The organism is Pyxidicoccus xibeiensis, from assembly GCF_024198175.1.
GTDB lineage: Bacteria > Myxococcota > Myxococcia > Myxococcales > Myxococcaceae > Myxococcus > Myxococcus xibeiensis.
Genome location: NZ_JAJVKV010000027.1, coordinates 55083 through 75351 on the forward strand (window position 1 = coordinate 55083; position 20269 = coordinate 75351).

At 71.0% G+C, this 20269-nt stretch carries 19 protein-coding genes; 7 read left to right on the forward strand and 12 right to left on the reverse strand.

Annotated elements, in window-relative coordinates; translation table 11 throughout:
- Positions 1 to 8 precede the first annotated feature (8 nt).
- On the reverse strand, positions 9 to 1643 hold the full coding sequence (gene rho, locus LXT23_RS47895) for a transcription termination factor Rho (RefSeq protein ID WP_253987252.1): 1635 nt from the start codon (positions 1641 to 1643) through the stop codon (positions 9 to 11).
- A 680-nt stretch (positions 1644 to 2323) separates the two neighbouring features.
- Between rho and ligA the strand changes: the two genes are divergently transcribed.
- From ligA to LXT23_RS47925, 6 genes are all read left to right on the forward strand, one after another.
- The gene (ligA, locus tag LXT23_RS47900) at positions 2324 to 4348 is read left to right on the forward strand and encodes an NAD-dependent DNA ligase LigA (RefSeq protein WP_253987253.1); all 2025 of its coding nucleotides are present in this window, start codon (positions 2324 to 2326) and stop codon (positions 4346 to 4348) included.
- 12 nt (positions 4349 to 4360) lie between these two features.
- Positions 4361 to 4648 (forward strand): acylphosphatase, encoded by a 288-nt coding sequence (locus LXT23_RS47905; protein WP_253987254.1) that lies wholly within the window; start codon positions 4361 to 4363, stop codon positions 4646 to 4648.
- Positions 4645 to 5088, forward strand: a complete 444-nt coding sequence (locus LXT23_RS47910; RefSeq protein ID WP_253987255.1) for a DUF3052 family protein — start codon at positions 4645 to 4647, stop codon at positions 5086 to 5088. The genes LXT23_RS47905 and LXT23_RS47910 overlap by 4 nt, the downstream gene beginning before the upstream one ends.
- Positions 5089 to 5637: 549 nt before the next feature.
- The gene (locus tag LXT23_RS47915; RefSeq protein ID WP_253987256.1) at positions 5638 to 8469 is read left to right on the forward strand and encodes an Rne/Rng family ribonuclease; all 2832 of its coding nucleotides are present in this window, start codon (positions 5638 to 5640) and stop codon (positions 8467 to 8469) included.
- Positions 8470 to 8764: 295 nt separating this feature from the next.
- Positions 8765 to 10150: a YhjD/YihY/BrkB family envelope integrity protein gene (locus LXT23_RS47920; protein ID WP_253987257.1), complete on the forward strand. Its 1386-nt coding sequence runs from the start codon at positions 8765 to 8767 to the stop codon at positions 10148 to 10150.
- A gap of 125 nt (positions 10151 to 10275) precedes the next feature.
- Positions 10276 to 10629, forward strand: a complete 354-nt coding sequence (locus LXT23_RS47925; protein ID WP_253987258.1) for an HU family DNA-binding protein — start codon at positions 10276 to 10278, stop codon at positions 10627 to 10629.
- A 22-nt stretch (positions 10630 to 10651) separates the two neighbouring features.
- Here LXT23_RS47925 and LXT23_RS47930 read toward each other — a convergent pair whose 3' ends face one another.
- From LXT23_RS47930 to LXT23_RS47980, 11 genes are all read right to left on the reverse strand, one after another.
- Positions 10652 to 12733: a flagellar biosynthesis protein FlhA gene (locus LXT23_RS47930; protein WP_253987259.1), complete on the reverse strand. Its 2082-nt coding sequence runs from the start codon at positions 12731 to 12733 to the stop codon at positions 10652 to 10654.
- Positions 12730 to 13779, reverse strand: a complete 1050-nt coding sequence (locus LXT23_RS47935) for an EscU/YscU/HrcU family type III secretion system export apparatus switch protein (RefSeq protein ID WP_253987260.1) — start codon at positions 13777 to 13779, stop codon at positions 12730 to 12732. The genes LXT23_RS47930 and LXT23_RS47935 overlap by 4 nt, the downstream gene beginning before the upstream one ends.
- Positions 13776 to 14570, reverse strand: a complete 795-nt coding sequence (locus tag LXT23_RS47940) for an EscT/YscT/HrcT family type III secretion system export apparatus protein (RefSeq protein WP_253987261.1) — start codon at positions 14568 to 14570, stop codon at positions 13776 to 13778. Before LXT23_RS47940 ends, LXT23_RS47935 begins: the two co-directional genes overlap by 4 nt.
- Positions 14567 to 14836: a flagellar biosynthetic protein FliQ gene (locus tag LXT23_RS47945; RefSeq protein WP_253987262.1), complete on the reverse strand. Its 270-nt coding sequence runs from the start codon at positions 14834 to 14836 to the stop codon at positions 14567 to 14569. Before LXT23_RS47945 ends, LXT23_RS47940 begins: the two co-directional genes overlap by 4 nt.
- Positions 14837 to 14840: 4 nt before the next feature.
- Positions 14841 to 15572, reverse strand: coding sequence for a type III secretion system export apparatus subunit SctR (gene sctR, locus LXT23_RS47950; protein WP_253987263.1), 732 nt, complete (start codon positions 15570 to 15572; stop codon positions 14841 to 14843).
- Positions 15569 to 15994 (reverse strand): flagellar biosynthetic protein FliO, encoded by a 426-nt coding sequence (locus LXT23_RS47955; protein ID WP_253987264.1) that lies wholly within the window; start codon positions 15992 to 15994, stop codon positions 15569 to 15571. Before LXT23_RS47955 ends, sctR begins: the two co-directional genes overlap by 4 nt.
- 8 nt (positions 15995 to 16002) lie before the next feature.
- A complete protein-coding gene (gene sctQ, locus LXT23_RS47960; protein WP_253987265.1) occupies positions 16003 to 17148 on the reverse strand; it encodes a type III secretion system cytoplasmic ring protein SctQ in 1146 nt (381 codons plus the stop codon).
- Positions 17149 to 17299: 151 nt separating this feature from the next.
- Entirely contained in the window at positions 17300 to 17698 is a 399-nt protein-coding gene (locus LXT23_RS47965) for a hypothetical protein (RefSeq protein ID WP_253987266.1), read from the reverse strand.
- A 111-nt stretch (positions 17699 to 17809) separates the two neighbouring features.
- Positions 17810 to 18613: a flagellar M-ring protein FliF gene (locus LXT23_RS47970; RefSeq protein WP_253987273.1), complete on the reverse strand. Its 804-nt coding sequence runs from the start codon at positions 18611 to 18613 to the stop codon at positions 17810 to 17812.
- Positions 18614 to 18624: 11 nt separating this feature from the next.
- The gene (locus tag LXT23_RS47975; RefSeq protein ID WP_253987267.1) at positions 18625 to 19110 is read right to left on the reverse strand and encodes a globin family protein; all 486 of its coding nucleotides are present in this window, start codon (positions 19108 to 19110) and stop codon (positions 18625 to 18627) included.
- A gap of 15 nt (positions 19111 to 19125) precedes the next feature.
- Positions 19126 to 19599, reverse strand: coding sequence for a hypothetical protein (locus LXT23_RS47980; protein ID WP_253987268.1), 474 nt, complete (start codon positions 19597 to 19599; stop codon positions 19126 to 19128).
- A 223-nt stretch (positions 19600 to 19822) separates the two neighbouring features.
- Here LXT23_RS47980 and LXT23_RS47985 point away from each other — a divergent pair, with 223 nt between their 5' ends.
- Positions 19823 to 20146 carry a PilZ domain-containing protein gene (locus LXT23_RS47985; RefSeq protein WP_253987269.1) on the forward strand — a complete coding sequence of 108 codons (324 nt, stop codon included), beginning with the start codon at positions 19823 to 19825 and terminating at the stop codon, positions 20144 to 20146.
- The last annotated feature ends 123 nt before the right edge of the window (positions 20147 to 20269 follow it).

Genomic DNA, 20269 nt, shown 5'->3' on the forward strand with positions numbered 1-20269 from the left:
CCGGTGGCTTACCGGTTCATCGAGCCGAGGAAGTCGGCGTTCGACGGCGTCGGACGCATGTGCTTGAGCACAAATTCCATCGCGTCGATGGGAGTGAACGGATGGAGCACCTGGCGCAGGGCGGTGATGCGCACCAGGTCACCCTGGGTGAGCAGCAGCTCCTCCTTGCGCGTGCCGGACTTGTTGATGTCCAGCGTCGGGAAGATGCGCTTCTCCATCAGCTTCCGGTCCAGGACGATTTCCGAGTTACCGGTGCCCTTGAACTCCTCGAAGATGACCTCGTCCATGCGGCTGCCGGTGTCGATGAGCGCGGTGCCGATGATGGTCAGCGAGCCGCCCTCCTCGATGTTGCGCGCGGCGCCGAAGAAGCGCTTCGGCTTGTGGAGCGCGTTGGCGTCCACGCCGCCGGAGAGAATCTTGCCGGACGCCGGCACCACGGTGTTGTAGGCGCGCGCCAGACGGGTAATCGAGTCCAGGAGGATGCAGACGTCGTACTTCTGCTCGACGAGGCGCTTGGCCTTGTCGATGACCATCTCCGCCACCTGCACGTGGCGCGTGGCGGGCTCGTCGAACGTCGTCGACACCACCTCGCCGCGCACGCTGCGCTCCATGTCCGTGACTTCCTCCGGGCGCTCGTCCACGAGCAGCACGATGAGGTAGACGTCCGGGTGGTTGCGGCTGATGGCGTGCGCGATGTTCTGCAGCAGCACCGTCTTGCCGGCCTTGGGCGGCGCGACGATGAGGCAGCGCTGGCCCAGGCCGATGGGGCAGAACATGTCGATGATGCGCGTGGTCATCTCCGACGACTCGTGCTCCAGCTTGAGCTTGCGCGTCGGATACAGCGGCGTGAGGTTGTCGAACAGGATGCGCTCGCGCGCCGCGTCCGACATGGGGTCCGCGAAGTTGACCTTGTCCACCTTCTGGAGCGCGAAGAAGCGCTCGCCCTCGCGGGGCTGGCGGATGGGGCCCGTCACCGTGTCGCCGGGCCGCAGGTTGAAGCGGCGCACCTGCGACGGGGACACGTAGAGGTCGTCCGGGCTGGGCTGGTAGTCGCTGTCCGCGCTGCGCAGGAAGCCGAAGCCGTCGCTCAACAGCTCCAGCACGCCCTCCGCGTGGACCTCGAAGCGCTTGTCGGCGATGCCGCCCAGCAGCGCGAAGATGAGGTCCTGCTTCTTCAGACCCTGGTAGCCCTCGATGCCCACGTCGTGGGCCATCTTCGCCAGGTCGGTAATCTTCATCCGCTTCAGGTCGTTCAGCTTGATGACCTGCATCGGCGCGCCGTCCCGGGTGACCTCCGTGAAGGCGGGGGCCTCGGGGGACTCGGGAGGCGGCGGCAGGGTGGCGGCGTTCTGCTCGTCCTCGCCACCGGAGATGCGGGCCTCCTGCAGGTCGTCGTCGCGCACCGGCCGGGAGATGGGGGTGAGCACCGGGCGGGGCGGCGGCTCGGCGACGGCCTCTTCCGCGGGCTCGGCCTCCACCTCGACGTCCTCGTCGCGGCGGGTGCGGCGGGCCCGGGCGGGCTTCTCCGGCTCCACCCTTTCGACGGCCTTCGCCGCGCGCTTGCGGCGGGGCTTCTCGTCCGCCTCCACGGCGACGACGTCGGGGGCAGCGGCCTTCTCTCTCGAAGTACGGACTTTACGCATGGCTGTAACGCTTGGGGGGAATGAAGCGGCCGAGGGCTCGGACGGTGGGGGTTGCCGGGATGGGTCCGCGGCCCTCGGAAGCACCTTCCAGAAGGACGGCTCCGCCGGAATCCCTGAACGGGACTGCTCGGGCGTGAGCCAGTGTGGTTGGGAAGAGACGGCGCCGTCGACACACCTGCGCCATGAACCGCGCGGGGACGTTATTGACCCCCTCCGGACCTGTCAAGGCATCCTTGCTGTCCGGGGTCCGATCACTTCCTGTTGCTCAACAGGAGAGCCGGGGCAGCACATTTCCACCCGGAGGTTCTGGCATTGCCCGGGTCCGGCCCCCGAATCCAGGACCCGGCGGGTTGCCGCGCGCCCCCGCGCTCCGGAAAGGCAACACCCCGCCCCCGCCTCCCCTTCCCCACCCCACCGGCCCCGGTGGCCCCCGGCCTTCCGCCCCACCCCACGGCCCGGGTCCGCGCCGGGCCGTGGCGGAGCGGCTTCGCGCGCCGTGAAGCGGCCTACCCCAGAGGTCGTCGGTGGAGGACCGCTCTGGAGCATCCCGCAAAGGGCGTCACGGGATGTCGGTCAGACGCTCTAGATTGCGCGTCATCGCATGCCCCTTTCCGCGACGCCGCGCCTGGCGTCAGCGGAGCGCGCCAGCCTGGCGTGATTTGGAGTAAGGACCGCGCACCGTGGACGACTTCAAGAAAGCCGAAGCCCGAGCCCGCGAGCTCCGCACCGAGCTGGCGCACCACAACTACCGCTACTACGTGCTCGACTCCCCGGAGATCAGCGACGCGCAGTACGACAAGCTGATGCGCGAGCTGCAGGCGCTGGAGGACCAGCACCCCAGCCTCCAGACGCCGGACTCGCCCACCCAGCGCGTGGGCGGCGCGGCCGTGGAGGAGTTCGGGGAGGTGGTCCACCGCGTCCCCATGCTGTCGCTGGCCAACATCTTCGACGACGAAGGGCTGGTGGAGTTCGACGAGCGCATCCGCAAGCTGGTGTCGCTGCCCAGCGTCACCTACGTCTGCGAGCCCAAGCTCGACGGCCTGGCCATCTCCCTGCGCTACGAGAAGGGCACCTTCGTCCAGGGCGCCACGCGCGGCGACGGCACCAAGGGCGAGGACGTCACCTCCAACCTGCGCACCATCCGCAGCCTGCCCATGGAGCTGCTCCCCCAGGGCGGAGTGAAGGTGCCCGCGCTGCTGGAGGTGCGCGGCGAGGTCTTCATCCGCAAGGTGGACTTCCAGAAGCTCAACGAGAAGCGCGAGGAGGAGGGCGAGCCGCTCTTCGCCAACCCGCGCAACGCCGCCGCGGGCAGCCTCCGCCAGCTGGACCCGAAGGAGACGGCCGCGCGCCCGCTCTCCATCTATCTATACGAGTGCGTCCCCGGCGACGGCGTGCCCGACTTCAAGTCGCACATCGAGAAGCTGGAGTACCTCAAGACGCTCGGCCTGCCCATCAACCGCTACCGGCGCTCGGAAGGAATCGACGGCGTGCGAGAGTCGCATGACGCATCCCTGAAGGGCCGGCACGAGCTGCCCTTCGAGGTGGACGGCATGGTGGTGAAGGTGGACGACGAGGACCTGCGCCGCCGCCTGGGCCAGGTCTCCAAGAGTCCGCGCTGGGCCGTGGCCTACAAGTTCCCGCCCGAGGAGGAGTCCACGGAGGTGCAGGACATCGGCATCCAGGTGGGCCGCACCGGCGCGCTCACCCCGGTGGCGCACCTGAAGCCGGTGAAGGTGGGCGGCGTCACCGTCGCGCGCGCCACGCTGCACAACGAGGACGAGCTGCGCCGCAAGGACGTGCGCAAGGGCGACACCGTCTTCGTGCGCCGCGCCGGAGACGTGATTCCGGAAATCGTCTCCGTGGTGCTGTCCAAGCGCCCCAAGGACTCCAGCCCCTTCGAGTTCCCCAAGCACTGCCCGGTGTGCGGCGCGGTGGCGGTGAAGGACGAGGACGGCGCCATCATCCGCTGCACGGGCGCGTCCTGCCCCGCGCAGCTGGTGGAGAAGATCCGCCACTTCGCCAGCCGCATCGCCATGGACATCGAGGGCCTGGGCGACAAGCTGGCCGCCCAGCTCGTGGCCACGGGCTCGGTGAAGACCTTCGCCGACCTCTATGCGCTGACGAAGGAGAAGCTGCTGACGCTGGAGCGCATGGGGGACAAGAGCGCGGACAACCTCCTGGCTTCGGTGGAGCGCTCCAAGCAGACCACCCAGCGCCGCTTCCTCTATTCGCTGGGCATCCGCCACGTGGGGGACGCCACGGCGAAGGCGCTGGCCGAGGCCTTCCCGGACGTGCGCCAGCTGTTCACCGCCAGCCTGGACGACATCACCCGCGTGAAGGACGTGGGCCCCGTCATGGCGCAGGTCATCCACGCCTTCTTCCAGGAGCCGCAGAACCGCGAGGCCGTGGAGGCGCTGCTGCGCGCCGGTGTCTCCCCCGCCGCGCCCCAGGTCGCCAGCGGCGGGCCCTTCGTGGGCAAGACGGTGGTGCTCACCGGGGCCATGACGGGCATGACGCGGGAGCAGGCGAAGGAGGAGGTCGAGCGGCGCGGCGGCAAGGTGGCTGGAAGTGTCTCGCGCAAGACCGATTTCGTGGTTGCGGGCGACGATGCCGGTACCAAGCTGAAGAAGGCCCAGGAACTCGGGGTAAGAATCCTGGACGAGCAGGCGTTCCTGCAGCTGTTGCAGTCCAACGCCAGAGGGTGAGGCTTCGGGTCCATGAGTGGCACGCGGCGGGTGACGCTGCGAATCCAGGGCAAGGTGCAGGGCGTCTTCTTCCGGGAGAGCGCCCGCACCGAGGCCGTGCGCCTGGGCCTCACCGGCTGGGTGCGCAACCGACCCGACGGCTCCGTGGAGGCCGTGGCGGAGGGCGAGCCCGCCGCGCTCGAAGCGTTCATCGGGTGGTGCAACCGGGGGCCGACCCAGGCTAGGGTCGCTGGCGTCGAGCGCACGGACGGCGAAGCCACCGGCGAATTCAGTCACTTCATCGTGGAGCGCACGTCATGACGCCCTACGCGCTGGCTTCCCTGCCGGCCATGCTGGGCATCCGGGCCGGGTCCAAGGTCTCCGTCATCAATCCGCCGCGGGGCTTCGTGCAGAAGCTCAACCCGCTGCCGGATGGGGTGGAGTTCCTCATCACCGCGCAGACAGGCCTGGATGTCATCCTCTTCTTCACCTCGGACGCCCAGGAGCTGGTGCAGCGGCTGCCCGCCCTGGCACGTGCCATGGCCCTCACCGGCGGCATCTGGGTGTGCTGGCCCGGCGGCGAGGGCATCAAGACGAGCCTCTCCGAGGACTTCGTCCGCCATGCGGCGCTCGATATCGGCCTGGTGGACAACAAAATCTGCACCATCGACGCCACCTGGACGGGACTGAGGCTCGTCCGCCGGCCGCGCGGGCGACTGGACAAGCCCGAGGGCCGCAAGCAGGCCCCCGCCCAGGCGTGACGCCCGGCCGCCCAGGCGCCCGGCATCTGCCAGAGAGTGGATGGATGCCGTTTCTCGCCTTTACACGGCCGTCAGGGACGTGGAAAACTCCCCGTGTTTCTGGACGGTTGTGTGACGCTCCGCGTTGTCGGGGGTCAGCGTTCAGTAGGGATTTTTGACGGGTTGCGTTCCCGGTCTCCTCCGGGCGCCGGCTGCGCCGAGGCTCCAGTCGCCCCCCCAAGGTGGCCCACGATGGGCACCGACCGGGTGCGGATAGAAGAGCGGGCAGCACGCGTGGTGGAGGACCTCGAACGCGTTGTGAAGACAAGGCCTCGCCCGGCACGGTGCCGGTCGCAATGCGGGGCGACATGAACTCGGAGGAGCAGGCGGTGGTCCCCTCGGTCCTCGACAGCGCGTCACGAACCTCACCCGGAAGGTCCGGGGCGGTCCGCGTCGCTGAAGGTCCGCCGGCGACCGCCTCTCCCTTCGCAGCGTGCTCGGAGGCGCGGCGTCTTGCCGCCTCCCGTCCGGTGAGGTCCGCCCTACCGCGCGCGCGTGCAGGATTCATCCATGAGCAGCATCCTGGTCATCAACGCGGCGGGTCGGGAGACCCGCGTGGCGCTCGTCGAGGGCGGGCACATCGCGGAGTTCTACCTCGAGCGTAAGAAGGACAAAGGCGTCGTAGGCAACATCTACAAGGGCCGTGTCGTCCGGGTGCTCCCGGGCATGCAGGCCGCCTTCGTCGACATCGGCCTGGAGAAGGCCGCCTTCCTCTACGTCAGCGACGTCGTCTACGACCCGGACTTCGCGCGCGCCCAGTTCGAGCTCACCGAGGGCGAGCACGAGGATGCGCCGGACGTCCCCACCGAGTCCGAGGCCGACGCGGCCGAGGCCATGGCCCACACCCGGGGCCCGGCGGCGGTGGAAGCGGAAGCGGAGGAGCTGGCCGGCGAGGCCGCCGCGCACCTCACCGAGTCCCTGCCCCGCGACACCGTCATGGAGCTGGCCGCCAACGCGCCGGCCGTGCCGATTCCCGAGCCCACCCCGGCTCCGGTCGAGGCCGCCCCCGAGGCCGTGGAGCCGCCCGCCGCCGCCGAGCCCGTTGCCGCCGAGCCCGTTGCCGCTTCCGAGGCGCAGGCTCCGGTGATGGAGGTGCCCGCGGCCCCCGCGGCCCTGGTGGTGGAGGCCGCCCCCGCCGGTGAGCCCGTCACCGGTGCTTCCGAGGGCGTGGCCCCGGAGGCGGTCTCCGCGCCCGCGACGGAGGAAGGCACCCCCGTGGCGATGCAGTCGCCCGAGCCGCCTCCGCCTGCCGCCACCGCGCTGAGCGAAATCATCCCTTCTCCCGCGACTGACGGGGCCACGCCGGCCCCGGCCGCGCGTCCGGCCGAGGTGTCCGGTGAGCGCCGCACGCCGCGCGAGGCCCGCGAGGCGCGTGAGCCCCGCGCCCGCGAGGGCCGTGAGAAGGAGCGCGAGAAGGACAAGGACAAGGAGAAGGGCCGGCGCCCGCAGGAGGAGAAGCGCCGCGACAAGCGCGACGAGGACAAGGAGAAGCCCAAGCAGCGCCGGACGGACAAGATTGAGGACCTGCTGAAGGTGGGCCAGGAAGTCGTCGTCCAGATTTCCAAGGACCCCATCGGCACCAAGGGCGCGCGCCTCACCTCGCACATCTCCATCCCCGGCCGGCACCTGGTGTTCATGCCGACGGTGGACCATGTGGGCATCAGCCGCCGCATCTCCAACGAGAAGGAGCGCCGGCGGCTGCGCGACATCGTGGACAAGATGCGCCCGCCCGGGACGGGCTTCATCGTCCGCACGGTGGCGGAGAACGTGCCGCAGGAGAAGCTCGAGAGCGACATCCGGTTCCTCATCGAGGTGTGGAACCAGGTAGTGCGCCGCAACGAGAAGCGCGGCGGCCCCGGCCTGCTGCACCCGGACCTGGACCTCATCCTGCGCGCCACGCGAGACCTCTTCGCGCACGACGTGGAGAAGCTCGTCGTCGATGACCGCGAGGAGTACGAGCGCATCCTCGGCTTCGTCACCGCGCAGGACCCGGCGCTGCGGGACAGGGTGGCGCTGCACGAGGGCGACGACACCGTCTTCGACGCGTACGGCATCGAGCAGGAGCTGCAGCGCGCCACCCAGCGCAAGGTGTGGCTGAAGAGCGGCGGCTACCTCATCATCGACCAGGCCGAGGCGCTCACCGCCATCGACGTCAACTCGGGCCGCTACGTCGGCAAGAAGAGCCTCGAGGAGACGATTACGAAGATCAACGTCGAGGCAGCCAAGGAGATCGTCTACCAGCTCCGGCTGCGCAACATCGGCGGCATCATCATCTGCGACTTCATCGACATGGAGAAGGCGCAGAACCGGGACAAGGTCTTCAAGGCGCTGCAGGAGGCGCTGGGCCGCGACAAGGCGAAGACGAACGTGCTGCGCATCTCCGAGCTGGGCCTGGTGGAGATGACGCGCAAGCGCGTGCGCGAGTCCATTGGCCGGATGCTGCACGAGGACTGCCCGTACTGCGACGGCAACGGCTTCGTGAAGACGGCCACCACCGTGGCGTACGAAATCTTCCGCGAGATTCGCCGCGAGGCGCCCGGCTACAAGGACTCCACGCTGGTCATCAACTGCAACGCGGAAGTGGCGCGGCTGCTCCAGGGCGAGGAGCGCAACGAGCTGCGGCACCTGATGGACCGGTACAACAAGTCCATCCAGGTCAAGGCGCAGCAGAACTACCACCGCGAGCAGTACGACATCTACGGCCGCTCGGCCACGGGCCCCGAGCACAAGGTGGCCTCGTCGCCGGGCTCCGGTGACGGCGAGCTGGCGATGCAGCAGCGCAAGCCGGACAGCAACGGCGGCGGCTACGGGCGCCAGGACCAGGGCCGGCGCGGTGGCAGGGACCGGGGTGAGCGTGGCGGCGACCGGGGTGGCGAGCGCGGCGGTGGTGGCGAGCGCGGCGGTGAGCGCGGAGACCGGCGAGATGGCCGGCGTCCCGACCGTGGCGGCGACCGGCCCCGGGGAGACCGTGGCGGCGAGCAGCGTGGCGGCGAGCAGCGTGGCGGCGAGCAGCGTGGCGGCGAGCAGCGTGGCGGCGAGCGCGGCGGCGACCGGGGTGGCGAGCAGCGCGGAGAGCGCGGCGGCGAGCAGCGCGGAGACCGGGGTGGCGAGCGCGCGGGTGGCGAGCGCGGCGAGCGTGACCGGGGTGGTGAGCGCGGCGGTGGTGAGCGGGGCGAGCGCCGGGGCGGCGAGCGTGGGGACCGCGGTGAGCGGGGCGAGCGCGGTGGCGGTCCGTCCTCATCGGGCGGCGGCAGCGCTGGCGGGGGTGAGTCGGGTGGTGCCTCGACGCCTCCCACGTCGTCGGGCGGCGGCTCGGAGCCTTCGGGCGGCGGGACGACCTGAGCAATGAATGAGGTCGGCTCCCGGCCCCGGTGCCACGAAGAGGCATGGGGCAGGGAGCCGAGCAGGCAGGCTCATTCCGCGCCGTGAAGCTTCCTGGCACGGAGTTCCGAGCCGGCCATGTCGGGCAGCATCCCCTGGCCGTCCACCCTCCCCTGGGGTGGGCTGGCCCCGGGGGCCTCGGATTGGCTAGCCTTGGGGTCCCATGCTGCGGGGCGTTGTCAGCTCCCGGGCCCGGCCAGCGCTCCCACGTGATTTCCTCCCTTCCCCCCTGCGGGCCGCCCCTTGTGGGGACGCCATGATGCCCAATCCGCTTCCGTGGCTGAGGGCGACTCGCGACAGGACGAAGGCCTGGGCCCTGCGACTGTGGGAGCCCGTCCGGGACACCCCCGTGGGGCTGTTCGCGATGGACACCCTCCTGGCCGCGCGAACGGTGGCCCAGGGCTTTCGGGGGGAGAACCTCCGGCTGCGGGCCGCCGCGCTCACGTACGTCAGCATGTTCTCGATGGTGCCGCTGCTTACCGTGGCCCTGGTGCTGCTGACGGCCTTCCACCAGGAGGCGTTCAAGGAGAAGCTGCGCGACGTCGTGGGCGAGCTGCTGGACCCGGGAGTGCGAGGCAAGTCCTCCGCGTTCCTCGACCGGTTCCTGAGGCCCAGCAACTCCGTCGCCATCGGCAGCGTGGGGTTCCTCGCCGTCATGCTGTCCGCGGGCTCGCTGCTGCGGCAGTTGGATGGCGCGGTGAACGAGCTGTGGGGCATCCGCCGCCAGCGGCCCTGGGGCATCCGCCTCCTCATCTACGCGGGGCTGCTCCTGCTGGGGCCCTTCTTCCTGGCGGCCTCCTTCACGGGCACCGGCCAGGTCCGCACCTTCCTGCAGAGCCACTTCCAGCACGCGGGCGTCTTCATCACGTTCGGCACCACGCTCCTCGCCGTGGCCAGCCTCACCCTGCTGTACTTCTGGACGCCCTACTCCCACATGCGCGTGCGCTCCGCGCTGGCGGGAGGACTCGTCGCGGGCCTGGGGTGGATGGTGGCCAAGCAGGTCTACGCCGAGTTCGCCGCCCGCAGCTTCCACTACAACCCCCTCTACGCATCCCTGGGCGCCCTGCCCCTCTTCCTCGCCTGGGTGTACGTGAGCTGGCTGCTGCTCCTGTTCGGCGCGAGGCTGTCCTACGCCGTGGAGCACGCCGCCTTCCGGGACTCGCTCTTCGCCTTCGGCACGCACCCGCGCGCGGACGAGCTGGTGGCCTCCCGCATTGCCCAGGAGACCACGCTGGCCTGGGTCGACGGCACGCAGGCCCCCACGCCCCGCGAGCTTGCGACCCGGCTGCGGGTCCCCGAGTCGCTCGTCCATGAAGTCGTCGACCGCATGGTCGACGCGGACCTGTTGGAGCGCCTGCGCCGGGGAGGCCTGCGTCCCGCGAGGGACCCGGCCACCCTCACCCTGGCGGACACCACCCTCGCCGTGCACGGGGTGATGATCAGCGGTGGCGCGGAGTCCTGGGATGGCCCCCGGGCCCCCGGCTTCGAGCAGTTGGAGCCCCTCTTCCAGGCGGCCGACTGCGCGGGCATCGACCTGCTGCGTCGCACCCGCTGGCTGGACCTGGTGGTGCCACTGCGCCCCGGACTGGCCGAGGCGCCGCCCTCTGAGGCCCCCCGGGTTGCGAGTGGCGGAAATCCGTAGAGGTTCTGGGCGGTTGGGAGTCCACCCTGCTTGCATGAGGGAGGCGTTCTGTTATGTTTTCAGGATTCGACCACGGGCCAGAGTGCCCTGTTTCCAAGGGGTCACCGGGTTTGCGGGAGCGTCCGATGCTCAAGTCCGATCTGATCAACATCCTCGTCGCCAAGCGGGGCGTGACGCAGAAGCAGGCTGAGGCCACCATCGAGACGATTTTCGAGTCGATGAAGGACGCCCTCTGCCGCGGGGAGAACATCGAGATTCGCGGCCTGGGCGCCTTTCACGTGAAGAACTACCAGGGCTACCAGGGCCGCAATCCGAAGACGGGTCAGGTCATCCCGGTGAAGCCCAAGCGGGGCCTGCTCTTCCGCACGGGCAAGGAGCTGCGGGACCGGGTCAACCGTCCGCCTCCGCAGCAGGCCCAGACGGACCTGCCCCCCGTCCCCGAGACGAAGGGCCCCGGCAGCACCGGCACGGGCCTCTGAAGCGCCCGCGCAGTCTCCGACTTCAGCGCCCCATGGGCACCGGTGACAGCCGGCCGATGGGGCGAATCTGCAGCGCCCCATCCAGCTCGCCGTAGGTGAGCACCGCCACGTCCGGGAAGGCGCCCTCGCACAGCCTGCGCAGCGGCCGCCGGACGTCCGGCGCAGTGAGCAACACGGCCCGTCCCCCCGTGGCGACCTGCCGTACCCCCTCCAGGATTTCCGCCACCCGCTCCGGGTCGGGCGCGGGCCCGCGCGGCCCCGTGGCCCGCAGCACCTCCTCCACCTCCGGGTCCACGAGGTACGCATACAGCGGCCCGGTGGGGGCGAACTTGTGGCTGAGGTACCTGCGCAGCGCCTGACGGCAGCGCTCGGCGAGGGCGACGGCATCCCCTTCGGTCGTGGGAGAGACGAGCGCCTCCAGGATGGCGCGCATGTCCCGGATGCTGACGCCCTCCTGGAGCAGCTTGCGGAGCACGTCCGTCAGCAGCGGCAGCGGCACCTTCTGCAAGGCCTCCTTCACCAGGACGGGCGCCTGCGCCTCCAGCCCCTCCAGCAGCCCCTGCACGTCCTGGAGTCCCAGCAAGTCCGCCGCGCGAGCCCGCAGCACGCTTCGCAGGTGGTCCGCCAGCAGCTCTCCCGGACGCCGCACGGAGACCTGCGCCGTCTCCAGCAGGGCACGCCCCGACTCGGACACCCGGCTGATGGTCCTGCCCGTGCCGGGCTCCACCGCGGGCTCCGCCTTCACCTGGAGAAAGATGAGCTCGTCTGGAGACACCAGCGCGTAGAGCGCGCCCGGAAAAACCTGCCCCCCGCCTGCGGGCACCTCGTCCACCTGGATGCGGTACTCGCCCGGTGACAGGTACGCGGCCTGCGTCCTTACGCGGATGCCGGGGACGCGCACACCCAACTCGAAGAACAGCTCGTCCCGTACGGCGTTCAACGTCTTGTGGACGAAGGCGCCGCCGTCCGCTTCCGCCAGTGCGGTCAGTTCCGGCGCCAGGTCCAGGGTGAGCGGGGACACGCCCACGGGCGCCGCGGCACTCTCCGGAGGAGCCCCCGCCGCTCCCGCCGCCGCGCCATCCGGAGTGGCGCCCACCGTGCGTGCCCCCTCCTTCGCATCGCATCCAGGAGTCCCCTGCCGGTGCAGCGCGTACCCGAGCCCGCCCAGCCCCGCGGCCAGCGCGAGGAAGGTCAGGTGCGGCATGCCCGGCATGAGGGCCAGCCCCACACACAGCCCCGCCACCACCCAGAGCGTCCGGGCCTCACCGAAGAACTGCGAGCCAATCTCCGAGCCCAGCGAGTCCTCGTCCTTCTCAGAGGATACCCGTGTGACGACGAGGCCCGCCGCCACGGCGATGCAGAGCGAGGGAATCTGCGACACCAGCCCGTCGCCAATGGCGATGAGCGCGAACGTCGACGCGGCCTCCTTCAGGGACATGCCGCCCTGCAGCGCACCGATGAGCGTGCCCCCCAGCAGGTTCACCGCCACGATGACCAGGCCGGCGACCACGTCCCCCTTCACGAACTTCATCGCGCCATCCATGGCGCCGAACATCTGCGACTCGCGCTCCAGGTCGCGCCGCCGCCGCCGTGCCTGGGCCTGGTCGATGGCGCCCGCGCGCAGGTCGGCGTCGATGGACATCTGCTTGCCCGGCATCGCGTCCAGCGTGAAGCGGGCGGACACCTCCGCGACACGCTCGGCACCCTTGGTCACCACCAGGAGCTGCACCAGCGTGAGGATGGCGAACACCACCGCGCCGACCACGTAGTCCCCCCGAACCACGAACTCGCCGAAGGCCTGGATGACCTCGCCCGCATGCCCCTCCGCGAGTGCCAGCCGCGTGGACGACACATTCAGGGAGAGCCGGAACAGCGTGGTGAACAGCAGCAGCGTGGGAAACGCCGTCACCTTCAGCGCGTCCTTCGCCCGCAGCGCCGCCACCAGCAGCGCCACCGCCGCCGCCAGGTTGACGGCAAGGCCCGCGTCGAGCAGCCACGCAGGCAGCGGAATGATGAGAGCCCCCAGCACAGCGGCCATCGCCACCGCGAGCACCACATCCGCGGACTGGCGGGCCTTCAGCAACACCTTCGAGAGTGGATTCATGACGTCTGTCTCCGTGGATGTCCGTCCTGGCCCCGCGACTCCATCGCCGTGCGCAGGACGACCGCTGCCGCCTGGTACAGCTCCTCGGGAATGGCCTCCCCGAGGTCGTAGTGGATGAGGCTGCGAGCCAGCGGGATGTCCCGGACCACCGGAATCCCGAGCCGCCGTGCCTCCTCCCGCAGCGAGAGCGCTTCTGCCTCGCGGGCCTTCGCCACGAGGTAGGGCGCTTCACACTCCTGGACGTCGTAACGGAGCGCGACCGCGATGTGCGTGGGGTTGACGACCACGGCCGTGGCCTTCTGCACTCCACGTGCCGGCCCACCATGCGCGAGCTGACGGTGCAACGCCCGCCGCTGCCCCTTGTGGCGCGGGTCCCCCTCGCTCTCCTTGTGCTCGCGCCGCACCTCTTCACGGCTCATCATCAAGTCCTTGAGGTGGCGCCGCCGCGCGAGCGCGTAGTCCCCGAGGCCCAGCACCAGCACCACCCAGGCCAGCCGGGTGGCGAGACGGAAGAGGTGCTCCACCAGCAGGCCCGGCCCGTCCACCCCGCCGAGCCAGATGGCACGAAGCGCGTCCGGCCCGACTTCCTCCACGTCACTCCAGACGAGCGCCGCCACCAGCACCACCACCGCCAATGCCTTGGCCAGCTCCGTCAGCGGCCGGAGGCTGAAGAGCCGCTTCAGGCCCGCCGCGGGACTGACGCGCTCCAGCTGGGGCATGGCGTGCCGCGTGTCCAGCTGGAAGCCGACGGTGGCGATGGACGCGCCCAGCGCCCCCAGCAGGGCTCCGCCCAGCACCGGCGCACAGAGCCCCGCGGCAATCCACAGGCCCTCCTGCCACCCCGCTCCGGCCTGCTGCTCGAGGAACAACCGCGCGGTCCACGCCTGGAGCCGGGCGAAGCCGTCAGACGCCGACGCGCCGAGTCCCAGCAGCCCCCCGAGCGTCACCGCGCTGGACGTCAGCAGGCGGCTGCGCGGCACCTGTCCCTTGCGCTGTGCCTCCCGCAGGCGCTTCGCCGTGGGTTGCTCCGTCTTCTCGCCACTCATCGGGCCACCTCCCCCAGCAGCGCCAGCGCCCCTTCGGTCGACAGCACGCCCGCGAGCAGCCGCTCACAGAGCACCCCCGTGCCGAGCCACAGCAGCGCGCCACCCCCGAGAATCCGCAGCGGTGCGCCCACCTCCTGCAGGTTCAGCTGCGGCGCCGCTCGCGAGGCCATCCCCAGGAAGCAGTCCACCGCCAGCACCGCCGCAGCGACCGGGGCCCCCACCGCCAGCCCCGTGGCCAGGGCGCCGCCCGCCAGCATGACGACATGCAGCGTGGCCGCCTCCGTGGGGACGAAGGCCCCCGGCCCCACCACCGCGAAACCGCGCATCAGCCCGGAGAGGACCAGGGGAAACAGCCCGCCCGACACCACCAGCGAGACCAGCAGGTGGTAGAGCCCGTCACCCGTCGCCGACTCCCGGCTCCCCGCCGCCGGCAGGCTCGCCTCCGCGGACGTGCCCCGGAACAGGTCGATGAAGCGCCCGCCCATCCGCGCTGCGTCGAAGGGCAGCGCGGCCACCAGCCCCACCGACAGCCCATAGACGAGCTCACGCACCACCAGCGCCGCCAGCTCCAGCGAGGACTCCACCGGCGCGTCCAGCGCCACTCCGGCTTCCACGCGGAGGAAGAGCGCCAGGGCCAGCACCAGCGCCAGCCTGACGGTCATGGGCGTGGCCTGTCCTCCCAGCAGCGGGCACAGGAAGGCGATGGGCAACAGCCGCGCGGCGCACAGTGCCACCACGACGATGTCCGGCCCCAGTGCCTCGAGCCAGACCCGCAGGGACTCCAGGTTCATGCCGCGACCTCGGAGATGAGCAGCAGGAGCTGGTGTGTGAAGCGCGTGAGCTGCCCGGCAATCCACGGACCGGCGAACACGAGCGCCAGCACCGTCGCGCACAGCTTGGGCACCACCGACAGGGTGCTCTCCTGGAGCTGGGTGGTGGCCTGGAAGAGGCTGGCCAGGAAGCCCACCAGCAAGCTCGCGCCGATGGGCGGCAGCGAGGCAAGCACCATCAGCAGCAGTGCCTCCTGGCCCAGGGTGAGCAGGACGTCCTGGGTCATGGCGTCACCGGTAGCCAAGGATGAGACCGCGCGCCAGCAGCGCCCAGCCATCCACGGCCACGAAGAGGAGGATCTTGAAGGGCAGGCTCACCTGGCTCGGAGACAGCGTCTGCATCCCCAGCGCGAGCAGCACGTTGGCGATGACCATGTCCAGCACCAGGAACGGGAGGAAGACGAGGAAGCCAATCTGGAAGGCCTCCTTCAGCTCGGTGATGACGAAGGCCGGAATGACGACGAAGAGGTCCGTCTCCTGCACCGCGTCCGCCTCCTCGGGAGGCCGCAGCTCGCGCGCCAGGTCCACGAAGCGCGCCCGCTCTTCCGGACTGCCGTGCTTCAGCAGGAAGGCGCGCAGCGGCTCCGAGACCCGCGCCGCCGCGGAGAGAATCTGCTCCCCGGAGCCGCCCTCCACCTCGCGGTACGCCACCTGTCCCGCGTCGTACATGCGCTCCATGACGGGGGCCATGATGTGCCCCGTGAGCACGGCCGCGAGCCCCGTCAGCACGAGCGTGGGCGGCGCCTGCTGCGTTCCCATGGCCGAGCGCGCCAGCGACAGCACCACGGCGATCTTCGAGAAGCTCGTCAGCATCAGCACCGCGAACGGCAGCAGTGACATGAGGGCGAGCATCCCCATCATCGACAGCGGGCTGCCCGCATAGGACATCCGCGAGAGCGAGGCCTCCGCCGCGGAGGCCAGGGCCGGCACGAGCAGCGCCGTCGCCAGGAGCGCGCGCCTCATTGGTCCACCCCCCGACCCCTTCCCGGAATGCGCCGCTTCGGCATCGGACGGCGCGCCTGGGCCAGGGCCCGCGCGAAGACGTCCTCCTGCTCCGGCGTCTCGTGGATCTCCGCGAACGAGTCACCGAAGGCCACCAGGAAGCCCCGCCCGTCCACCTCCACCAGCGCCAGGCTACACCTGGGAGAAAGCCCCGCTCGCGAGACGACGTGCAACCGCTGCGCGGTGGGGACTGCGGGCCCGACAGCTCCTCGCCTGCGAAGCCACCAGCCCAGACCCCCCAGCGCTGCCGCGACCAGCACACCCCGGGCGACAGAGGTCATGGACAGACTTGCCAGCGGTCCCAGCGCCGCCAGCCCGAGGACGAGCGCCCCCACCAGCAGCAGGCGTGAGTGGAGGGAGAGGGAAGAGAAGAGGGTCTTCATCGGAGGACTCACGGCAGCAGGGCCAGGACCCGGGCACCGACCTCGCCCTCGATTTCCACGAGCTCGGCACGGGCCACCGCGCGGTCCCCCACGCGCAGCAACACCGGCTCGCTGGCGTTGATGTGCAGCGGCAGCAGCGCGCCGGGCTTCAGCGCCGCCAGCTCCGACAGCGGCAGCATCACCCGGGTCAGCTCAATCTCCACCTCCACCGGCAGCGGGGGCATGCCCCCGCTCTTCTCGTTCACCACCGCCATGTCCGCCTCCTGGAAAACCGTGTGCGCCTGCGCGCGGGTCAGCGAAAAGCCCTCGGCGCGAAAGTCCCCCGCCAGGGCGAAGCCCCGGGTGACCAGCCGCCCGTGGCCGTGGAGGCGCCCACCTTCGCGGCGCACTCCCTCGAAGAGGACGACGTCCCCCACCACCAGCGCTTCCAGCGCCCTTGCCGACAGCGGGGTCTGTCCGATGAGGCACCGCGCCTCCAGCGCCGCCGCCAGCACCTCTGGCGCGAGGTCCGAGCCCCGCTCCAGCGGCAGGTCCTGGAACACCGTCTGGAGCACCGGTGCCGGCAGCAGCAGCCGTGCTCCCGCGCTCGCCTCCCCCACCGTCAATGACAGCTCGACAGCGACCAGGGGCTGCCGGCCATCCAGTCTTGCCAGCACCTCCGCCCTCCGCATGCTCAGCCCCGAGAGCCGGGGGCCCAACCGCGAGTACAGCCCGACCTGGGAGCGCACCGCGGAGAGCACCAGCAGCAGCAGGTACGCCAGCGTCGCCTCCTCCAGCCGTGCCAGCTCCGTCACTACGCCCGGCCGCTGTCCTGCTCCGGCGATGCGCTCCAGCGCCGCGAAGGCGAGCGCCGGCTCCAGCTCCAGCACCGCGGTGCCCCCCACCGCTGACAGCTCCAGCAGCGCGAACACCGCCGGCCAGGCCAGTCCCGTCTGCGGCGCGACGGCGGCCTCCAGGAGCCGGGCCTCCGCCCTCACCTCACAGCCCAGCTCGCGAGCCAGCACCTCCGCCACCACCCCCAAAGCCTCCCGGCCGAGCGCCGCCACACACGGGCGCTCCGAGAGCACGGCGTGTGCGCGCGTCAACTGGCGCGAGCCCAACGCGCGCAACGCTCGGACCTTCTTCGTGCGGGACTGCTCAACCTCGGTGTTCATCGAATGCTCCCTGGCTGTCTTGGGACACACCCCACCCGTGCACGGCCCCAGCCACATGCCGGGCCCGTGAAGTCGCGGGGTTGAAGAGAGACGGCATCCCCACGCGGGATGCCGGGTACGAGGACCGGGACGGACGGCGCCGCTCAGCGGCTCAGCGCGTGGCCTCCCGGATGAGCCGCTCGGCCAGTGCCCCCAGGGCGGATGGGGCCTCGGGGTCGACGGGCTCCACGCGGCAGCCGGGGAACAGGGTCCGGTGGTACGGCGGGAGGCGACGGAAGACCTCCCGTCGCAACGGCTCGGACACCTCCCCCATCAGGGCCTTCAGCCTCGCGGCGGCGTCAGTCCGCTCCCCGAACTCCACCGCCACCTTGGCCTGCCGCTGCGCGGAAGGCAGCGCCGCGAGACGGAGCAGGTGCGCCTTCGCGCGCTCCGCCTCCCGCTCCCCAAGCCCCTCCAGCAGCTCCGCGGCCCGCTCCCGCCCCAGCACCCACGCCACCAGCGCGAAGCGCTCCAGCGGAAGTCCCAGGGGCGGAAGAGGCCGGGCCGGCATCAGCTCCTCCCCCTCCACCGGTGGACACCTTTCGATTGGCTTCGTCCTCCTGGCCGGCCGAGAAGCCCGACCCACCCGTGTCGCTTCCATGGTGACGTCCTTTCACTCGGCTCACGCCACCTTGCGCGCGGCGCCCGGTGTCAGCACTGGCCGCGCGGGGACCGGCGGCGTGGACGCCGCCAACGTCCGCTCCCGGTAGTGGCGCATCCGGAGCGTCACCAGCACCAGCGCCACCGCGAGCCCCGTCACCACTACGCCCAGCACCGCGAGCAGCGCCCGGAGCCTCGCCAGCGGTGACATCCCCGCCCCCACGGGGACCTCCACCCGCGTGGACACCTCGTCCACCAGCAGGGACACCGCGTCTGGAGACAGCCCCTCCACGCCCCCCGCGAGGAGCGCCTTCAACGTCTCCGAGGACTGGCGCACCCGTGCCGCGCTTCCCGGCTGCACGCGCAGCATGGCCGACGCCTTCGAGGGCGCAGGCGCCTGGCCGGGCCTTGGTGCCACGGGCACCACCAGGTGGACCCGCGCCAGCAGCACGCCTTCCACCGTCTGCAGCGTCTTCTCCAGCCCCCGCTCCAGCACCCGCACGCGGCAGACGCCCTCCTCCACTGGCGTGCGCACCAGCCCACTCCCACCGAAGACGTCGCAGCCCACCTCCGCCGCGGGCCTCGGCAGCCCCAGCTCCGCCAGGATTCGCACCGCATCCGAGGCCTGCTCGTCCGAGACTTCGATGGACCACGTGGGCTTCTTGCCCGCCTCCGGCACCTTGCGCGCATCGAGCCCACGCTCGATGAGCACCGCCTGGAGCTCGTTGGCCTGTCGCTCGTCCAGGCCATGCTGGATGCGCTCCCGGCACGCGGTGGCGCACAGGAGCAGGAGGAAGATGAGGCAGCGTCGGGGAGGAAAGCGCATCATGGAACTCCTCAAACCTGCGTCTGGAGGACCTGCTTGACGCCGCCGGTCGCCTTCTCGACGACCTTGCCGGCAAGGTCGAGCTCCTGGCTCGCCCGGTAGACGTGGGCCTGCAACGCGAGCAGCTCCGCCGGGGAGAAGGAGCGGCCGGACTCCGCCATCCTGAGGATGTGGTCCAGCCGCTTCTGCGCCTGCCCGACCCTGTCCAGCACCTGCGCCGCCTGCTGCTCCCGCGCCGACTGCACCGAGTCCACCCGGCCCCCGGGCTTCACCTCCGCGCAGCCCGGTGAAGCCCGACCCACGGACTCCGCGCGGCCCACCCTCGGGGGCGCCTCCGTGGGCGTGGGCCTCGCCGGCCCTTCCATGGCCACCCGCGGACCACCGCCCCGGGCCGGCCCCGCCACCTCTTCCAGCACCTTGCCAAACCGCTCCCGTCCGGGCTCCACCGCGGGCGAGACACCCGCCCCGCCCACCGGGCCCACCTTGTCCATGGCCATGGCTCGCCCGGCTCCTCAGCGGATGTTGTTGATGGCCGCTTTCGCGGAGTCGTGGCGGACCTTCATGATGTTGGAGACGGCGTTGTGCTCGCGGCTCTCCCGCTGCATCTCGTTCTGGAGCTGCAGGTAGGCCACGTTGAACTTCTGGCCGTCCGCGCTGAGCGCCCGCTGCGCCTCCAGCAGGTCCCACGCATCCCCGCTCCCCGCAGCCCCACCCGGCCCGCCGGGGAGGTCAGCCCCGCCCGCGCCGGGCATGCTCTTGCTGACAACACCCCCGGTGGGGGCCACGGTGGACACCACGGTGCGGGTACTGGAGATGGCCGCGCTCACGATGGGGCCCGCCGGAATCATCCCGCCCACGAACCCGGCGCCCGTGCGCACCACCTCGTTCGCGGCGCGCGCCAGCACCGTGCCGAATTCGTTCTTCGGCGTCTGCCTCGCGATGGTGTGGGTGATGGTCAGCGAGGGAATGCGGTTGTCAGCGTTCACGGGTCGGCCTCCTGCGGTGAGTTGCAGGAGGCGCTCTTCAGCCCGCGTGCCAGGACGAAAGCCGAGCAATCCCAGGCGGATGGCCCGGACACGCGCGCCCGCCAGGCTCCACGGCTCGGGAAGAGCGTCCGGCCGGCGAGACGGGGCGCGGCGGACGGAAACTTGCCTCTCGGGCCGCGTGCCTCAGAGTTGTCGCACCCTGTCGCACGCAGAGGAGAGACCGATGATGACCCCCACGAGCGGTTCCAAGGCGGCCGAGCGCTACCACCCGCGCGTCGAGGCCGACATCCCCGTGAAGGTGCTGCTGTCGGGCCGCACGGTGATGGTCCGGGCGCGAGACGTGTCCATGGCCGGCCTGTTCCTCCTGGCCCACCCGTCGGACACCACGCGGCAGCTCACCATCTCCGTGCCCCTGCCCGGCGGGGACCTCGTCACCACCTGCGAGATTCGCCGCCGCGAGGTGGACGGCGTGGCCCTGGAGTTCGGCCCGCTGGACTGGGACGACCTCATCGCCCTGGCGCGCTTCCTCCACCCGCGCCTGCCCTGAGGGCGTGAGAAAAAATTAACGATACTGATGCGTCCGATGGATGCATAAGCGCCGCAGTGCGAGCATGACTCGCCATGGCGGGGAGCAGACGGCCGCGAGTGCGTGTGCTCCGGCCGAAACGGA